The sequence below is a fragment of the Peptoniphilus sp. genome (assembly GCF_034090345.1).
GTDB lineage: Bacteria > Bacillota > Clostridia > Tissierellales > Peptoniphilaceae > Peptoniphilus.
Genome location: NZ_JAXDSS010000096.1, coordinates 1 through 15,089 on the forward strand (window position 1 = coordinate 1; position 15,089 = coordinate 15,089).

The following is a 15,089-nucleotide window of genomic DNA, read 5'->3' on the forward strand; positions in this document are numbered from 1 at the left end:
AAGACTGAAAGTTTTGAGGACTATGCAAGGCTGATAACCGGAGCTAAGAGATATAAAAGTGTAAAAAATGCCGGAAGTTATGAAGAAGCTTGTAGAGCACTACAAAAGTCAGGGTATGCAACAGACCCAAGTTATGCCGAGAAAATTATTTCAATAATAGAAAGATATGAATTATACAATTTAGATTAAAATAGAAACTCCAACATTGATATTTTCAAGTAACTTAGATAATATCAGCGTTGGAGTTTTTTTCTAATCATTTTATAAAGTGCAATTACTAATTTAATTATAATACTATAGAAAAAGAATTTTATGGTTTCAGTTTTACCAACAGTTTTAATTAAAATATCTTCTTTTGAAACATGAATTAATTTGACTAAAAATTGTTCGGTTGCGACAGTACCAATTAAAGATTTATCTTTAGTGATAAATTGTGAGCTCAATTTATATTTATTAAAAACATTGCTTTTTAGATAGTTTAAAAATAGTACGTTGCCATTTTTTCTGTAGACATAAATGGTTGTATTACCAGATTTCTTAGTTAATTCACTTTGATATGAATTAAAATTATTTTGAGCAATAATTTTCTTGTTACTATCTTCGATACTTTTAATAGGATAAAGATTTACCCCATCTATGACTAAATATAGCAAAATTATCACAATCAAATATAAAAGAATTTTTTTAAAGAGAGTATGATTTATTTCCAATTTGTTCACCCTCTTTAGAATATAACAAATTGAATAAATTAGTAAAGATTAATTTTATTCAAAAAGTTAATCTCTTCTCCACATCATAAGACGCTCTAAAAGTTCTTCATTTTCAGATAATCCATAGTCTTCCAATAGTTCATCAGATGAGTAGTCCAATTTTTTAGATGGGACATCATCAGTTCTAAATCTTTCTGTTTTATCTTCGGCAACTTTGTTTTTATTTTCAATTGTCTCTATAGATTTTTCAAAAAATGTCTGAGCTGGCTCATAGTCTTCATAAGATTCACCCAATCTTTTAACAAAAGAGTAGACTAAACTCAAATCTTCTTCATCAAAATTTCTAATTATTTTATTTATAGTAAGTCTTAAATCATCCATAGTTCACCTCAAAAAATTTAAAATACAAAAGTGGAATAAGATATTGCCACTTCGGTTTGAAATCAATCCATTTAAAAGATTAATGTTTACTTTTTCATTACAATGGTTTAATATTATTCCAAAGTAGAAACCGATAGGGTTCTATTATATAGAGTTTTAGAAAATAAAACTTGGCATAGAATTTGCTAATATATTTAGTGAGAACATGGGAGGAGTCATGCAGATAAAAAGAGTTAAAATAATATTTAACATTAATCGACCGCATTTGACTTTCGATATCCTAAAAATCTTACAAATTCATGATGTATCGATTCTTTCAATGGAAGTCTATAGTAATGTAATTTATCTGAAACTACCGGATATGTCAAATAAAGTTTATGAGGCAGTGTATTCGGAGTGGGAAAACGTCTATGGATTTGACCACATTGAAGAAATTGATGTAATGAGTTTTGAAGAAAAAGATATTGAAATGAAGTCGGTTCTCAATTTGATTACAGAAGGGGTGATGTTGCTCAGTAAAAAAGGGACTATCGAATATGCAAATAAGTTTGCAAGAGAGTATTTTATAAATATTGAAGATGGAGAAAAGATAACATCCTATATTTCAGAAAAAGAAGTTGAAGAGCTTATAAATAAAGCTGATAAAAATATAAAAAATAAAATTTGTAAAATAAACGGAAGAAATTTTTTATTAAACGTGGATAAATTATTTTCTGAAGAAAATATTTTTAGTGGTTATTTGGTCGCTTTAAGAGAATTTGGAGAGCTTAATTTTTCAACCAAGAGTTACATAACTTTTGAGGATATAGTTGGCAAATCAGCTAATTTATTAAATGCCGTTGAAATGGCAAAGTTATTCTCTGATTCCGACACGAGTATTTTACTTTTGGGAGAGAGTGGTACAGGCAAGGAGATGTTTGCAAGGGCTATTCACTCTTATTCAAGACCAAATGAAAAATTTATGGGCATAAACTGTGCTGCAATTCCTGAGGAACTTTTGGAGTCAGAGTTATTCGGCTATGAAGCTGGTGCTTTTACCGGAGCTAAATCAGCCGGTAGAATGGGAATCTTCGAAGCGTGTAGTGGAGGAACGGTTTTTTTAGATGAGATAGGAGAATTAAATTATCATCTTCAAGCGAAACTTTTAAGAGTTATCCAAGAGAGAAAAGTAAGACGTCTTGGGTCAAATAGAGAAATAGATTTGAATATAAGGATAGTATCAGCAACGAATAGGGACCTTATAAAACTTATCGAAGAAGGTAAGTTTCGTTTAGACTTGTTCTACAGGCTAAATACTTTTTCTGTAGAAATACCGCCATTGAGAAATAGAATGGAAGACTTGGATATTTTAATAAGTTATTTTCTAGAGAGAATGAGTAAAAGATACGGCAGAAGCTCAATAGTGTTTACTGATTCTGCAAAAGATATGCTAAAAAAATATTCTTGGCCGGGAAATATACGAGAGCTTCAAAATGTTTTAGAGAGAGCTGTTGTTTTGTCAAATAACCAAGAGATTTTGCCTAGGCACATCAAATTTGACCACGAAGAAGTATTTGTGGAACAAGACGGAAAGAGTTTGAGAGAAGCTGTAGAAAATTTCGAAAAGCAATATATAAAAAGCGTCCTTAGAAATTCAAATTCTATAAGAAGTGCGGCTAAAAAATTAAACACGACTCACACTCTATTGCTTAATAGAATTAAAAAATATTCATTAGACAAAATGTAGGAGGTTTAGAGTATGGAAAAGAAAAAACCTAGTTTTATAGCATTGATACCATTTCTACTATTTATAGTTTCCTATTTGGGAATAGGAATGAGTTTGGTTTTTAATGGAGATGCAATGGGATTTTATGGATTTAAAACGCCAATAGCAGTAATAATAGGTATAATAGCGGCATTTTTAATAATAAAAGGGAAAACTGATGAAAAGTTTGATGTCTTTATAAAAGGTTGTGGAGACGAAAACATAATCATAATGTGCATAATCTATATACTTGCAGGGGCATTCTCCACTGTTTCAAAACAAATGGGCGGTGTCGATGCAACAGTAAATCTTGGACTATCAGTTATTCCTCCGGGACTTATCACAGTTGGTATATTTGTAATAGCTTGTTTTATATCAATTTCTACAGGAACATCAGTTGGAACAATAGTTGCACTTGGACCTATAGCAGTAGGATTTGCTGAAAAGACAACAATTTCAATGCCACTTATAATTGCAACGTTGATAGGTGGAGCTATGTTTGGAGATAACTTATCTGTAATTTCAGATACCACAATTGCAGCCACAAGAACTCAAGGCGTTGCAATGAGAGATAAATTCAGAGCCAACTTGGCGATGGCAGTTCCTGCAATGATTGTCACTGTAGTTTTATTAGTTATTTTTGGAAGACCGGAAGTTGCGCCGGCGAAGGCGGTTTATGATTTTGAATTTATAAAAGTTATTCCATATATATTTGTGCTAGTTGCATCTATAACGGGAATGAATGTTTTTGTAGTTCTTGTACTAGGGATTGTATTATCAGGTGTAATAGGTCTTTCAACTGAAGCATTTGGTTTATTAGAGTATTCAAATTTTGTATATGATGGTTTTGCGGGAATGTTTGAAATATTCCTATTGTCAATGTTAACCGGTGGACTTGCAGGTCTTGTTAGCTATGGAGGTGGAATAGACTGGTTACTACTTAAAATTAAGAGTTTTATAAAGAGCAGAAGATCAGCAGAAGTTGGTATCGCACTTATAACTTCATTGACAGATATGGCAACAGCAAATAATACAGTTGCGATAATAATCGATGGACCAATAGTTAGGAATATAGTTGAAGAATATAAAGTTGATCCAAGAAGGTCAGCATCTTTGTTAGATAGTTTTGGAGCTATTATGCAAGGCTTCATCCCTTACGGGGCTCAAGTGTTAATGGCAGTAAAGTTCACAGAAGGCAAAGTGTCACCATTTGATATTATGCCATTCTTATGGTATCAGTTTGCACTTACATTCTTTGTAATACTTTCAATTTTCATTCCATTTGCAGATGGTTTTATAAAGAAACATCCTTGGGATTTTGGAAAGTGGCAGCCTAAAGAAATGTAAGCTGGTTTAAATAAACAGGGGGTAAAAAATGAGTAATATTGGTTTTTCTACGAGAGCAATTCACGAAGGAAGTGACACAAATAAATATGGTGCATTGGCTACACCTATTTATCAAACATCAACATTTGTATTTGATTCAGCAGAACAAGGTGGAAAGAGATTTGCACTTGAAGAAGAAGGTTATATATATTCAAGACTTGGCAATCCGACTACAACAGTAATAGAAAAAAAATTAGCTAATCTTGAAGGAGCGGAAGCAGCAGTTGCAACTTCATCAGGAATGGGAGCCATTTCATCTGTATTTTGGTCTCAATTAAAAGCTGGAGACCATGTTGTAGCGGCAAAGACACTATATGGATGTACATTTGCACTATTAAATCATGGACTTTCTAAATTTGGTATAGAAGTTGATTTCGTAGATACAAGAGATGTAAAAAATATTGAAAATGCCATGAGAGAAAACACTAAGATAGTATATATAGAAACACCGGCAAACCCAAATATGTACTTAACAGACATAGAAGCAGCTGCAAAGGTAGCACATTCTGTTGAAGGATGTATATTGGTAGTTGACAACACCTATTGTACTCCTTACATTCAAAGACCAATTGAATTGGGAGCAGATGTAGTAGTTCACTCAGCAACTAAATATTTAAATGGACATGGAGATGTAGTTGCAGGATTTGCAGTTGGCTCAAAAGAAATAATAGATGCTGTTAGATTTGTGGGTATAAAAGATTGTACAGGCTCAGTAATAGGGCCTTTTGAAGCATATTTACTTGGAAGAGGAATGAAGACTTTGGCGGTTAGAATGAAACAACACTGTGCAAATGCTGTTGAAGTTGCAAAATTCTTGGAAGCACATCCGGCGGTTGAAAAAATTGCTTATCCGGGGCTTGAATCATTCCCACAATATGAATTGGCTAAAAAACAAATGAGACTTCCGGGTGCAATGATATCTTTTGAAGTAAAAGGTGGCAAAGAAGCAGGAATAAAACTTATGAATAATGTTAAACTGTGTACACTTGCAGTAAGTCTTGGAGATTGTGAAACACTTATTCAACATCCGGCATCGATGACTCACTCTCCATACACACCTGAAGAGAGAAAAGCATCTGACATAGCAGAAGGTTTAGTTAGGCTTTCAGTAGGACTTGAAGATGCAGAGGACATAATTACAGATCTTAAAGCGGCATTGGATCAATTATTATAATTTATAAAGTAGGAGGATTTATGAAAGTAGCAGTTTTTGCAGGAACAAAAGGAGATACAAGAGAAGGAGTGAAAATTTTAAATAAATTTGGCATTTCTACAATTGAATACCCTTTTTCAAACACACCTGAAGAACAGACAAGGATGCAATATTTTTCGAGAGAAGAATTGAATAAAATGTTTGAAAAAAATGTTCAACAGGCAAAAACTTTAGGAGCAGAGAAAATTTTTGTATATTGTAATTCACTAAGTCTATCTGTGGATTATCAAGAAATTGGAAAACGTGAGAAGATAGAAATTATTACTCCGCTTGAAACTTACAAAAATTTGAAAGATGTTAAGAATCTTGCGATAATAGCTGCTAATGGATTTTCAGCTTATTCTCTAGATAGATTAGTTACTGAAAACAATGTCATAAATTCTTCGATATGTATTGGCAATATGCCATTTGTAGCAAAAATAGAAGCAGAGGACGACGATATTTTAAGTGCTTTAAATATACAAGGGTTTTTAAATTATATAGAGGGAATAAACGGAGAATATGGGATTGATACTCTCTTGATAGGATGTACACATTTCTCAAAACTAGCAGATGAGATAAAATCTATGACGAAATTAAATGTTGTCGATCCTACAGAAAATATGATAAAAGAGCTCATGAGTTAACTCGTGAGTTCTTTTAAAGAATGTAAGAGTTAAGAAAAATGAGTGCTAATTTATATTGTATGAACTATAAATTAGCAATTGTAAATCTATACAAAATAAATAAGTTTGTTCAATATAGATAATAGATATATAATACAGGAGTTAAGAAGTATTTTTTACATAACTAACAGGGGGAAAATTAAATGAAAAAAATGACGACAATGAATGGGAACACAGCTGCGGCATATGTTGCATATGCATTTTCCGAAGTTGCTCCTATTTATCCTATCACACCGTCAAGTGATATGTCAGAGTTAATAGATGCGTGGGCTGCTAACGGCAAAGAGAACATTTTTGGGGAACAAGTTCAAGTTTCAGAACTTCAATCAGAAGGTGGAGCTGCCGGAGCAATGCACGGAGCGTTATCAGCTGGAGCTTTAGCTACATCTTTTACATCATCACAAGGACTTTTACTCATGATTCCAAATATGTACAAGATGAGTGGGGAACTTTTACCGGGAGTTCTACACGTTGCAGCTCGTGCTCTTTCAACACATGCGCTTTCTATATTTGGGGACCATCAAGACGTAATGGCGGCAAGACAAACCGGGTTTAATATGATAGCGTCTTCGTCAGTGCAGGAAATATTGGACTTAGGTGCAGTATCTCACCTTGCATCAATAAACTCTCACATACCTACTATGCACTTCTTTGATGGATTTAGAACTTCGCATGAAATTCAAAAAGTAGAAGCGGTAGATTACGAAGACTACAAAAAGCTGGTAGATTTTGAGGCAATAAATGAATTTAGATTAAAGTCTATGAATCCAAACAGACCATACACAAAAGGTACAGCTCAAAACTCAGATGTATATTTCCAAGCAGCTGAGAGTACAAACAAAATGTATGAAGATGTAGTAGAGACAATAGTTCACTACATGGATAAGATGGGCGAAATAACAGGTAGAAAATATAGACCATTCGATTACTACGGAGCAGAAGATGCAGAGAGAGTTATCATAGCAATGGGTTCTGTAAATGAAACTATAGAAGAAACTGTAGATTACTTAAATAAAAACGGAGAAAAAGTAGGTCTTATAAAAGTTAGATTGTATAGACCATTCTCTAAAAAATATCTTTTAGACGTAGTTCCAAAGACAGTTAAGAAGATAGCAGTTCTAGATAGAACTAAGGAAAAGGGAGCTCCTTATGAACCGCTACACCTTGATGTACTAAGTGCATTTGTCGGAGAAGAAAATGTGCCAATCATAGTTGGGGGAAGATATGGTTTAGCTTCTAAGAACACAACACCTTCACATATAAAGAGCGTGTATGACAACTTGGTAGAAGAAAAACCAAAGGACAAGTTCACAATTTCAATAAATGATGATGTTACACATAAATCTCTTGAAGTTAAAGAAGAAATTCAAACAGAACCTGAAGATATAATTAAGTGTAAATTTTGGGGATTTGGCTCAGATGGTACAGTTGGTGCAAATAAATCAGCTATAAAGATAATAGGTGATGAAACAGAAATGTATGCACAAGCATATTTTGCATATGACTCTAAAAAATCAGGCGGGGTTACAATTTCTCACTTGAGATTTGGAAACAGACCAATACGTTCAACATACTTGATTACAAAACCTGACTTTATATCTTGCTCAAAACAATCTTATGTATACAACTATGATTTGTTAGAAGGGATCAAAGACGGTGGAAAATTTTTACTAAATACACTTTGGACAGAAGAGGAGTTAAAACAAAACTTACCTCTTCAAATGAAGAAGACTTTAGTTGAAAAGAACGTTGAATTCTATACTATAAATGCAACGGGAATAGCTGAAGAAATAGGCCTTGGTTCAAGAACTAATATGATTATGCAATCAGCATTCTTCAAATTAGCAGAAGTATTGCCAATTGAAGAAGCTGTAGATAAATTAAAAGAATCAATAAAGAAAACTTACGGCAAAAAAGGCGACAAGATAGTTCAAATGAACTATGCTGCAGTTGACTCCGGTATAGAAAAATTGCAAAAAATTGAACTTGATTCTTCTTGGTTAGAAGGAGAAGATACAGTTGTAGAAAAAGACTTGCCGGAATATGTAAAGACAATATTAAATCCACTAAATGCTCAAAAGGGAGATGAAACTCCGGTATCAGCATTTATTGGAGTTGAAGAAGGTATAATGCCTACAGGAACTGCAAGATATGAAAAGAGAGCAGTTGCCGTTAATGTACCTCATTGGCACATAGAAAATTGTATACAATGCAACCAATGTTCTTTCGTTTGTCCTCATGCAGTGATCAGACCATTCTTATTAAACAAAGAAGAAGTTGAAGTTAAACCGGAAACTTTTGAAACTCTTGAAGCAAAAGGAAGAGGGCTTGAAGATTTACAATACAGAATTCAAGTTTCAGTGCTTGACTGTACAGGATGTGGAAACTGTGCCGACACTTGTCCGGCAAAAGAAAAAGCTCTTACAATGGAACCATTGGAAACAGAACTTTCACAAGCAGACAATTGGGAATATGCAATGAAAGTTGAACCTAAAGAAGATGTTATGGAAGATAACACAGTAAAAGGCTCACAATTCAAACAACCGCTTCTTGAATTCCACGGAGCTTGTGCAGGATGTGGAGAAACACCATACGCAACTCTTGTAACTCAACTATTCGGAGATAGAATGCTCATAGCAAATGCATCAGGTTGTTCATCAATTTGGGGCGGTTCGTATCCATCAGCAGGATACTGTGCAAATAAACATGGACATGGACCGGCTTGGGCATCATCACTATTCGAAGACAATGCAGAATATGGATATGGTATGGCGCTTGCAGTTAAGAAACTTAGAAATACTATGAAATTACGTATGGAAAGGTATATGGAAGCAAACGGAAGAGAAGAAATCTTCACAGAGTGGATTGAAAATATGAAAGACCCTAAAGTAACTCGTGAATTAGAATCTAAAATCGTAGAGTTTACCAAAGATTCAGACGATGAAAACCTAAAAGAAATATACAAACTTAAAGACTACATTGTAAAACAATCAATTTGGAGCTTTGGTGGAGACGGTTGGGCTTATGATATTGGATACGGCGGACTTGATCACACAATGGCAAGCGGAGAAGACTTTAACATATTGGTATTCGATACGGAAGTTTATTCAAACACAGGTGGTCAATCTTCAAAGTCAACACCAAGAGCTGCAGTGGCAAAATTTGCGGCAGGTGGAAAGAGAGTTAGAAAGAAAGACCTTGGAGCAATGCTTATGACTTATGGTTATGTGTATGTGGCTCAAGTTGCAATGGGTTCAAATATGAATCAATTGATGAAGGCATTAAAAGAAGCGGAAAGCTATGACGGTCCATCAATAGTAATTTGTTACGCACCATGTATAAACCATGGGCTACTAAACGGAATGGGCAAGAGTATAGCGCAAGAAAAACGCGCCGTAGAAGCAGGATATTGGCACTTATATAGATACAATCCTCAATTGATAGCAGAAGGAAAGAATCCATTCACATTGGACTCTAAAGAACCGACAGCATCATTCCAAGAATTCTTGGATTCAGAAGTTAGGTACACTTCACTTAAGAAGACATTCCCTGAAGTGGCAGAACAATTGTATCAAATGGCAGAAGAAGACTCTAAATTTAGATACGCTAAATATAAAAAGTTGGTAGAAAATTAAATAATAAAATGAAACAAGCTGAACACTTAAATTGTGTTCAGCTTGTCTATTATTTCCAGGAAAATTTATAATAACCGGAAGCTTTTTTAAAATTGACTTTAAAAAAATATTTTGTATCAGCTAGCATATATTGGCTGCGTGAAGGATTTAAACTATCCAAAGTAAATAAAACATTCTTTTCAGAATCTAAAATTTCCACACAAACGGCACCTTTTGAAAGATTATTTTCCAAATAAAAATCATATATTCTATTTTGTTCAAATTTTAAAACACGCCTTGTAAAACCGGTACAAAATTTAAATTTGGCATGATGATTGTTATTTGAAAGGCTAAACTTTTCATAAAAGAGTAGAGCAACCTTAGTAGATAAAGAGACAATACCATTATTGTAAAGCACATATAAAATTATCGTTACAGAAAATAAAATTAAGAAGGAAAATACCATAGCTAACTCCTATTGAGTATAAAGTTCAAAATATTTCGCTAGTTATTTGATTGTAAAAATCTAACTAAATTTTTTACGTTAGTAGACGGACTTACGTGGAATCTGTGGATTTCAAGCAAGGTTTCAGGATTATCAGGGTCTAGTTTGCTGAGTTTTGTAGCAAACTTATTTGCACCGACAAAACCATATTTTAATCCCGCATCAACAACCGCTTTTTTTGCAATTTCATTTACCATTGCACCTGGATATGCAATTGCATTTGGAAAAGTTGAAGACATATTGTAAACTACGTCATTGTTCCAAACCAGATCATTTTTTATTTTTGCGTAAAATTCCGCGTCAGTTTCCCCTTCGAGTTTAGAAGAGAGAAAAGTCTTGCCCTTGTTTGCACCATCCAAAAAAGTTCCATCTAAACTATAAGTGTGACTGCCAAAGGCAAATACACCCGATTCAGCCATTTCTATAATTTGCGGGCGAGTTAGAAAATCAGGTCTTTCGAGCTGAGAGCCTACCATGAAGAGAGAAGCTTTAGCACCATATTTTTTTAGTATCGGATATGCATTTTCATAGTTATTTCTGTAACCATCATCAAAAGTTATAAATATAGGATTTTTTGGGAGCTTCATCTCTCCACTCACGAGCTTATCTAAATCATATATAGTTAGAAAAGTAAAATTAGCTTCCTTCAAAGCCTTTATAGTTTCTTCAAACTTGGCATTTGAAATCACATATTCGCTGTTAGTTGGATTTTCATCACTTATTCCATGGTAAGTTATAACGGGAAGAGTTCCATTGCCCACAGTCCTAATTCGAAACCAATATATAAGCCCGAAACCAAGCACAATTAGAATTAAAAATATAGATTTTTTCATAAAGTCCTCCGATTAAAATAATGTTTTGTAAACATTTTATCACAAACCTAAGAAACAATCTTCTATGGTATAATTCAAAAGAGGAGTGAATTATGAAAAAAATACTAACAGGAACTATAATAGAATCAAAATTTCCAAACAAGTCAACAGTTGTGGGAGAAAATTTTGAACTTAAAATAAAGGGCGGAATAAAAGGACAAGTTGTAGAAATTAAAAAAGCAGGACACAGAAAAGGGAAACTGATAAATGTATTAAAATCGGCACCGATTGAAACAGAAAATAATTGTGAACATTTAGAAGTGTGCGGAGGATGTACATATCAAAAGTTCTCATACGAAAATGAAATAGAGTACAAAAGAGAACTTTTAAATAAATTATATAGAGACGAGGGATTTGACTTTGATATAGAAATGGTTCCTTCTCCGGTTCATAAAGACTACAGAAATAAAATGGAGTACACATTTTCAGATGAGTACAAAGACGGTCCATTAGCGCTTGGACTACACATGAAAAATAGATTTTATGAGGTGGTAAACACAACAGACTGCAATATAGTAAGTCAGGACTTCAACACAATAAGAGCTTTTACAAGAGATTATTTTGACGGAGTTTTAAAACCATATCACAAGATGAGACACGTTGGAAATTTAAGACATCTTTTGATTAGAAAATCTACTCTTGGAGAAATATTGGTAAATTTAGTTACGACAAGCGAAGAATTTGATTATACACCATATTTTGAAGAACTATTAAAATTGGAGTTGGATGGGAAAATAGTTGGCATTATACACACTAAAAATGATGCGCTATCAGATGCAATTGTTCCGGAAGTTGTCGAAATTTACTATGGAAGAGACTATATAAATGAAGAAGTTTTGGGATTGAAATTTAAAGTTAGTTTGTACTCGTTCTTCCAAACAAACACAAAATCTGCCGAAGTATTGTACAGCTTGGCAAGAGAAATGCTAGGAAATATGGAAGACAAAGTGTTGCTTGATTTGTATTGTGGAACGGGAACTATAACTCAAATAATGGGACAGGGAACAAAAGAAGCACTTGGAATAGAGATAGTTGAAGAAGCCGTAGAAGCTGCAAGAGAGAACGTAAAATTAAATTTCATGACAAATATAAAATTTATAGCAGATGACGTTTTAAATGCAGTAAAAGATTTGGAATATGTGCCGGATGTAATAGTACTTGACCCGCCAAGAGAAGGGATAAATCCAAAGGCGATAGATAAAATAATAGACTTTTCACCGGAGAAGTTTTTATACATTTCATGTAACCCGGTGACACAGGCGAGAGATTTAAAAAGATTTGTCGAACGCGGATATAAAATAGTTCAAATTAAGGCCCTTGACCAGTTCCCAAGAACTTCGCATGTTGAAGCCCTAGCCCTACTTGTCAAGGAGCGAAGCGACGCTGAGAAGTAGAGGCAGGTCAGCAGACATTTGCACCAAATCAAAGATTTGGGCAAATGGTTGCATCAGACCTACATTGATTCGCTTTCGCTCATCATGTTAGGTCTAGATCATGCCAAGAATCTCCAAGAGAAGCGACCTATTAGGAAGCTTCGATTGGCGGAAATCGACTGCTGAAGCTATAGCGTTGATACAAAAGATGTAAATATAGAAATCCTGCTTATTAATGAGTTTACAATCATTATTGTCGTTTAGTGTAATCATTTCATTGTTAAAGGTGATATAATAACTGCAAACAGATTTTTTAAATATTAATAGAATCTGTACACTATTTAAAAAAGAAGGACATAAAATGAAGAGAATATTTTTTAGAATTTTTTCGGTTGTCATTATTTTACTGGCTTTGGTTTTTATTCTTAGAATATATAATGACCATAAGTATAAAGCTACCGATGCTTTGAAATTTCCTGAATATTATAAGGATGTTACTAATATAAGTTTATATCCTACAGATATTGATGGAGTTGATGTAACTTATGTAGATGAGGGTAGGATGCAAGGCTTTAGATTTTTCTGCCTAAGCAAAAATCACATAAGGGTCTTGTAATTTGTTTTGGAGGCTCTGAGGGGAGTCCAAATTTTGAGACTGCTAAAAGATTGGCTGAAGAGGGATATGAAACCTTTGCACTATTTATGTTTGGAATGAAAAACCAAGAACGAACTCTGAGAAAAATCCCTTTAGAACAATTTGAAGATGTCATCAATTATATAAATAAAAATATAAAAGACAATAAGCCAATAAGTGTTTTAGGAGTGTCAAAAGGTGCAGAATATGCCCTTAATTTGGCTAGCAAATATCATGAAATAGATAATCTGATTTTAATGGCGCCTTCATCTTATAATTTTGCGGGTCTAGATTTTAAAGATTATGGTTCATCATGGACATATAAAGGCAAGGAACTTCCATATATAGATATTAAAAAATCATCATTTAACTCATTTTTAAAAAATATTATTGTTCCAGCCATCACTAAAAGTCCAATTAGCTTTAAAGAAAGTTATAACAGTGCAATAGAAGAAGACTCAACAAGCAAAGAAAAACTAATCCAAATAAAAGATGTTAAGACAAATATATTGATGATTGTAGGCGAGGATGATTTGATGTGGGATAGCCTTACCATGGCAAATAAAATAAAAGAACAGAGCTCTAAAGCAAAGATCTATTCATATAAAGGAGCAGGGCATATATTTGCTGGCAATGGTATTTTAGATTTAGAAAAAATTAGAGTTGCAACAGGTGGAACAGCTCAAAGCAATGAAAAAGCAAAAAGTGAATCAAGAAAAACTATTTATGATTTTTTAAAAGAAAATCATAAATAGAAAATTATATGAAAATCTAAGGACGGTAGAAAATTAAAATCTATCGTCTTTTTAGTACCATAAATAGTGTAAGAAAGAAAGTAATTTCTATCTTGCACTATTTTTGTATAATGAAGAAGTAGTATGACGATCGTCTTTTAGGGTTAAAATATCCGTCAAAAAAACTGTCAGCTACCTCTTCATTATTCAAATTCGGTTAAGCAGGTTGGGCAAAACGTCCGTGTAACGAGCTAAAATGAGTGTAATGGTGCAGGTAGAAACTACAAAATAAAAGAAAGAAGGTAATAAAATGATATCTATAGGAATAGATATAGCAAAAGAAAAGTTTACAGCCTGTGCATTAGAACAAGGTAGCAAAATCATTTGGAATCCTTTTGTTGTTCATCTTAAGAAAACAAAAGTAGAAGAATTTTTAAATAAATTAGATTCATTAAATGAAGAAGTAAAAATAGTCATGGAAGCAACAGGGAAATACCATTTGCCAATTCTCTATGAATTAGAAGACAAAGGATACTTTGTAAGTGTGGTAAATCCTTTAAAAATGAAACAGTTTTGCCGAGTACTTAACTTTAGAAAGCAAAAAATGATAATATAGATGCCATACAAATAGCAGAGTATGGGTTAATGTACTGGAAAGAATTACAAGAATACAAAGTAGATACAGAAAATTTCAGAGTCCTAAAAGAATTAAACAGATCCTATCAGCACTACATGGACTTAAAAATCAACTAAATGAACTTCATAGACCAAACAATAAACCAAACATTTCCAGGAATAAAAAAACTAATACCACATGGATCTAATGATTTTTCAAAAGACAAACTATTAGACTTCTTAGAAATATGGTGGCATAAAAACCTAGTATTAGAAAAATCAGAAGAAAAATTCATAGAAGACTTTAAAAACTGGGCAAAAGAAAAGAGATACCACCCTAATGCTGATAAAGCTAAATCCATATACAAGCTCGCAGAGGAAAGTATCTCGACTCAACCTTCTAATAGCTCATATATAAAGACAAGCATACAAGAAGGAATAGAATTGATAAAACATATAAATAAAATTCTAAATACTATTTTATCACAAATGATAGAAATTTCCGAGCCCTTAGAAGAATATCAAGAAGCAAAGAAATTCTCAGGAATATCAGATAAATTAGCAGTACAAATCACAGCAGAATTTGGAGACTTATCAAAATTTAAAAACAAAAAAAGTTTAATATCCTTTGTAGGAATAGATT

The 15,089-nt window shown here is 33.2% G+C and carries 16 protein-coding genes; 12 read left to right on the forward strand and 4 right to left on the reverse strand.

The annotated features are described in order from the left end of the window. Positions 1–189 (forward strand): glucosaminidase domain-containing protein (locus SOR77_RS07905; protein WP_414153392.1); only part of this gene is annotated, 189 nt, incomplete at its 5' end. A gap of 44 nt (positions 190–233) precedes the next feature. Here the strand turns inward: SOR77_RS07905 and SOR77_RS07910 are convergent. Beyond that, positions 234–710, reverse strand: coding sequence for a hypothetical protein (locus SOR77_RS07910; RefSeq protein ID WP_320636577.1), 477 nt, complete (start codon positions 708–710; stop codon positions 234–236). A 66-nt stretch (positions 711–776) separates the two neighbouring features. After that, positions 777–1,091: a hypothetical protein gene (locus SOR77_RS07915; RefSeq protein ID WP_320636578.1), complete on the reverse strand. Its 315-nt coding sequence runs from the start codon at positions 1,089–1,091 to the stop codon at positions 777–779. Between the two features lie 217 nt (positions 1,092–1,308). On the opposite strand from SOR77_RS07915, the gene SOR77_RS07920 reads away from it, so the two are divergent. The 5 genes from SOR77_RS07920 to nifJ all read left to right on the forward strand — a co-directional run bounded on the left by SOR77_RS07920 (position 1,309) and on the right by nifJ (position 9,734). Continuing rightward, the gene (locus tag SOR77_RS07920; protein ID WP_320636579.1) at positions 1,309–2,817 is read left to right on the forward strand and encodes a sigma-54 interaction domain-containing protein; all 1,509 of its coding nucleotides are present in this window, start codon (positions 1,309–1,311) and stop codon (positions 2,815–2,817) included. 12 nt (positions 2,818–2,829) lie between these two features. Beyond that, positions 2,830–4,182, forward strand: coding sequence for a Na+/H+ antiporter NhaC family protein (locus SOR77_RS07925; RefSeq protein ID WP_320636580.1), 1,353 nt, complete (start codon positions 2,830–2,832; stop codon positions 4,180–4,182). A 28-nt stretch (positions 4,183–4,210) separates the two neighbouring features. Beyond that, entirely contained in the window at positions 4,211–5,395 is a 1,185-nt protein-coding gene (gene megL, locus SOR77_RS07930) for a methionine gamma-lyase (RefSeq protein ID WP_320636581.1), read from the forward strand. Positions 5,396–5,415: 20 nt separating this feature from the next. Then, a complete protein-coding gene (locus SOR77_RS07935) occupies positions 5,416–6,060 on the forward strand; it encodes a racemase (protein WP_320636582.1) in 645 nt (214 codons plus the stop codon). Positions 6,061–6,242: 182 nt separating this feature from the next. Continuing rightward, entirely contained in the window at positions 6,243–9,734 is a 3,492-nt protein-coding gene (nifJ, locus tag SOR77_RS07940; RefSeq protein WP_320636583.1) for a pyruvate:ferredoxin (flavodoxin) oxidoreductase, read from the forward strand. 49 nt (positions 9,735–9,783) lie between these two features. Here the strand turns inward: nifJ and SOR77_RS07945 are convergent, their stop codons facing one another. Next, positions 9,784–10,179 carry a hypothetical protein gene (locus SOR77_RS07945; RefSeq protein ID WP_320636584.1) on the reverse strand — a complete coding sequence of 132 codons (396 nt, stop codon included), beginning with the start codon at positions 10,177–10,179 and terminating at the stop codon, positions 9,784–9,786. Positions 10,180–10,217: 38 nt separating this feature from the next. Beyond that, a complete protein-coding gene (locus tag SOR77_RS07950; RefSeq protein ID WP_320636585.1) occupies positions 10,218–11,051 on the reverse strand; it encodes a polysaccharide deacetylase family protein in 834 nt (277 codons plus the stop codon). Between the two features lie 92 nt (positions 11,052–11,143). On the opposite strand from SOR77_RS07950, the gene rlmD reads away from it, so the two are divergent. The 6 genes from rlmD to SOR77_RS07980 form a co-directional block, all read left to right on the forward strand. Then, the gene (rlmD, locus tag SOR77_RS07955) at positions 11,144–12,484 is read left to right on the forward strand and encodes a 23S rRNA (uracil(1939)-C(5))-methyltransferase RlmD (RefSeq protein WP_320636586.1); all 1,341 of its coding nucleotides are present in this window, start codon (positions 11,144–11,146) and stop codon (positions 12,482–12,484) included. A gap of 340 nt (positions 12,485–12,824) precedes the next feature. Beyond that, positions 12,825–13,079, forward strand: coding sequence for a hypothetical protein (locus SOR77_RS07960; protein WP_320636587.1), 255 nt, complete (start codon positions 12,825–12,827; stop codon positions 13,077–13,079). Positions 13,080–13,129: 50 nt separating this feature from the next. After that, positions 13,130–13,852: an acyl-CoA thioester hydrolase/BAAT C-terminal domain-containing protein gene (locus tag SOR77_RS07965; protein WP_320636588.1), complete on the forward strand. Its 723-nt coding sequence runs from the start codon at positions 13,130–13,132 to the stop codon at positions 13,850–13,852. A 289-nt stretch (positions 13,853–14,141) separates the two neighbouring features. After that, entirely contained in the window at positions 14,142–14,447 is a 306-nt protein-coding gene (locus SOR77_RS07970) for an IS110 family transposase (protein ID WP_320636589.1), read from the forward strand. A gap of 29 nt (positions 14,448–14,476) precedes the next feature. After that, complete coding sequence (locus SOR77_RS07975; protein ID WP_320636590.1) at positions 14,477–14,584, forward strand: hypothetical protein; 108 nt, start codon at positions 14,477–14,479, stop codon at positions 14,582–14,584. Next, on the forward strand, positions 14,585–15,089 hold a 505-nt coding region (locus tag SOR77_RS07980; protein WP_320636591.1), incomplete at its 3' end, for a transposase. It lies immediately after the preceding gene.

Coding starts and splice junctions, on each gene's coding strand:
- SOR77_RS07915 (WP_320636578.1), bottom strand. CDS start 1,091: ATGGATGATTTAAGACTTACTATAAATAAAATAATTAGAAATTTTGAT.
- SOR77_RS07920 (WP_320636579.1), top strand. CDS start 1,309: ATGCAGATAAAAAGAGTTAAAATAATATTTAACATTAATCGACCGCAT.
- SOR77_RS07925 (WP_320636580.1), top strand. CDS start 2,830: ATGGAAAAGAAAAAACCTAGTTTTATAGCATTGATACCATTTCTACTA.
- megL (WP_320636581.1), top strand. CDS start 4,211: ATGAGTAATATTGGTTTTTCTACGAGAGCAATTCACGAAGGAAGTGAC.
- SOR77_RS07935 (WP_320636582.1), top strand. CDS start 5,416: ATGAAAGTAGCAGTTTTTGCAGGAACAAAAGGAGATACAAGAGAAGGA.
- nifJ (WP_320636583.1), top strand. CDS start 6,243: ATGAAAAAAATGACGACAATGAATGGGAACACAGCTGCGGCATATGTT.
- SOR77_RS07945 (WP_320636584.1), bottom strand. CDS start 10,179: ATGGTATTTTCCTTCTTAATTTTATTTTCTGTAACGATAATTTTATAT.
- SOR77_RS07950 (WP_320636585.1), bottom strand. CDS start 11,051: ATGAAAAAATCTATATTTTTAATTCTAATTGTGCTTGGTTTCGGGCTT.
- rlmD (WP_320636586.1), top strand. CDS start 11,144: ATGAAAAAAATACTAACAGGAACTATAATAGAATCAAAATTTCCAAAC.
- SOR77_RS07960 (WP_320636587.1), top strand. CDS start 12,825: ATGAAGAGAATATTTTTTAGAATTTTTTCGGTTGTCATTATTTTACTG.
- SOR77_RS07970 (WP_320636589.1), top strand. CDS start 14,142: ATGATATCTATAGGAATAGATATAGCAAAAGAAAAGTTTACAGCCTGT.
- SOR77_RS07975 (WP_320636590.1), top strand. CDS start 14,477: ATGTACTGGAAAGAATTACAAGAATACAAAGTAGATACAGAAAATTTC.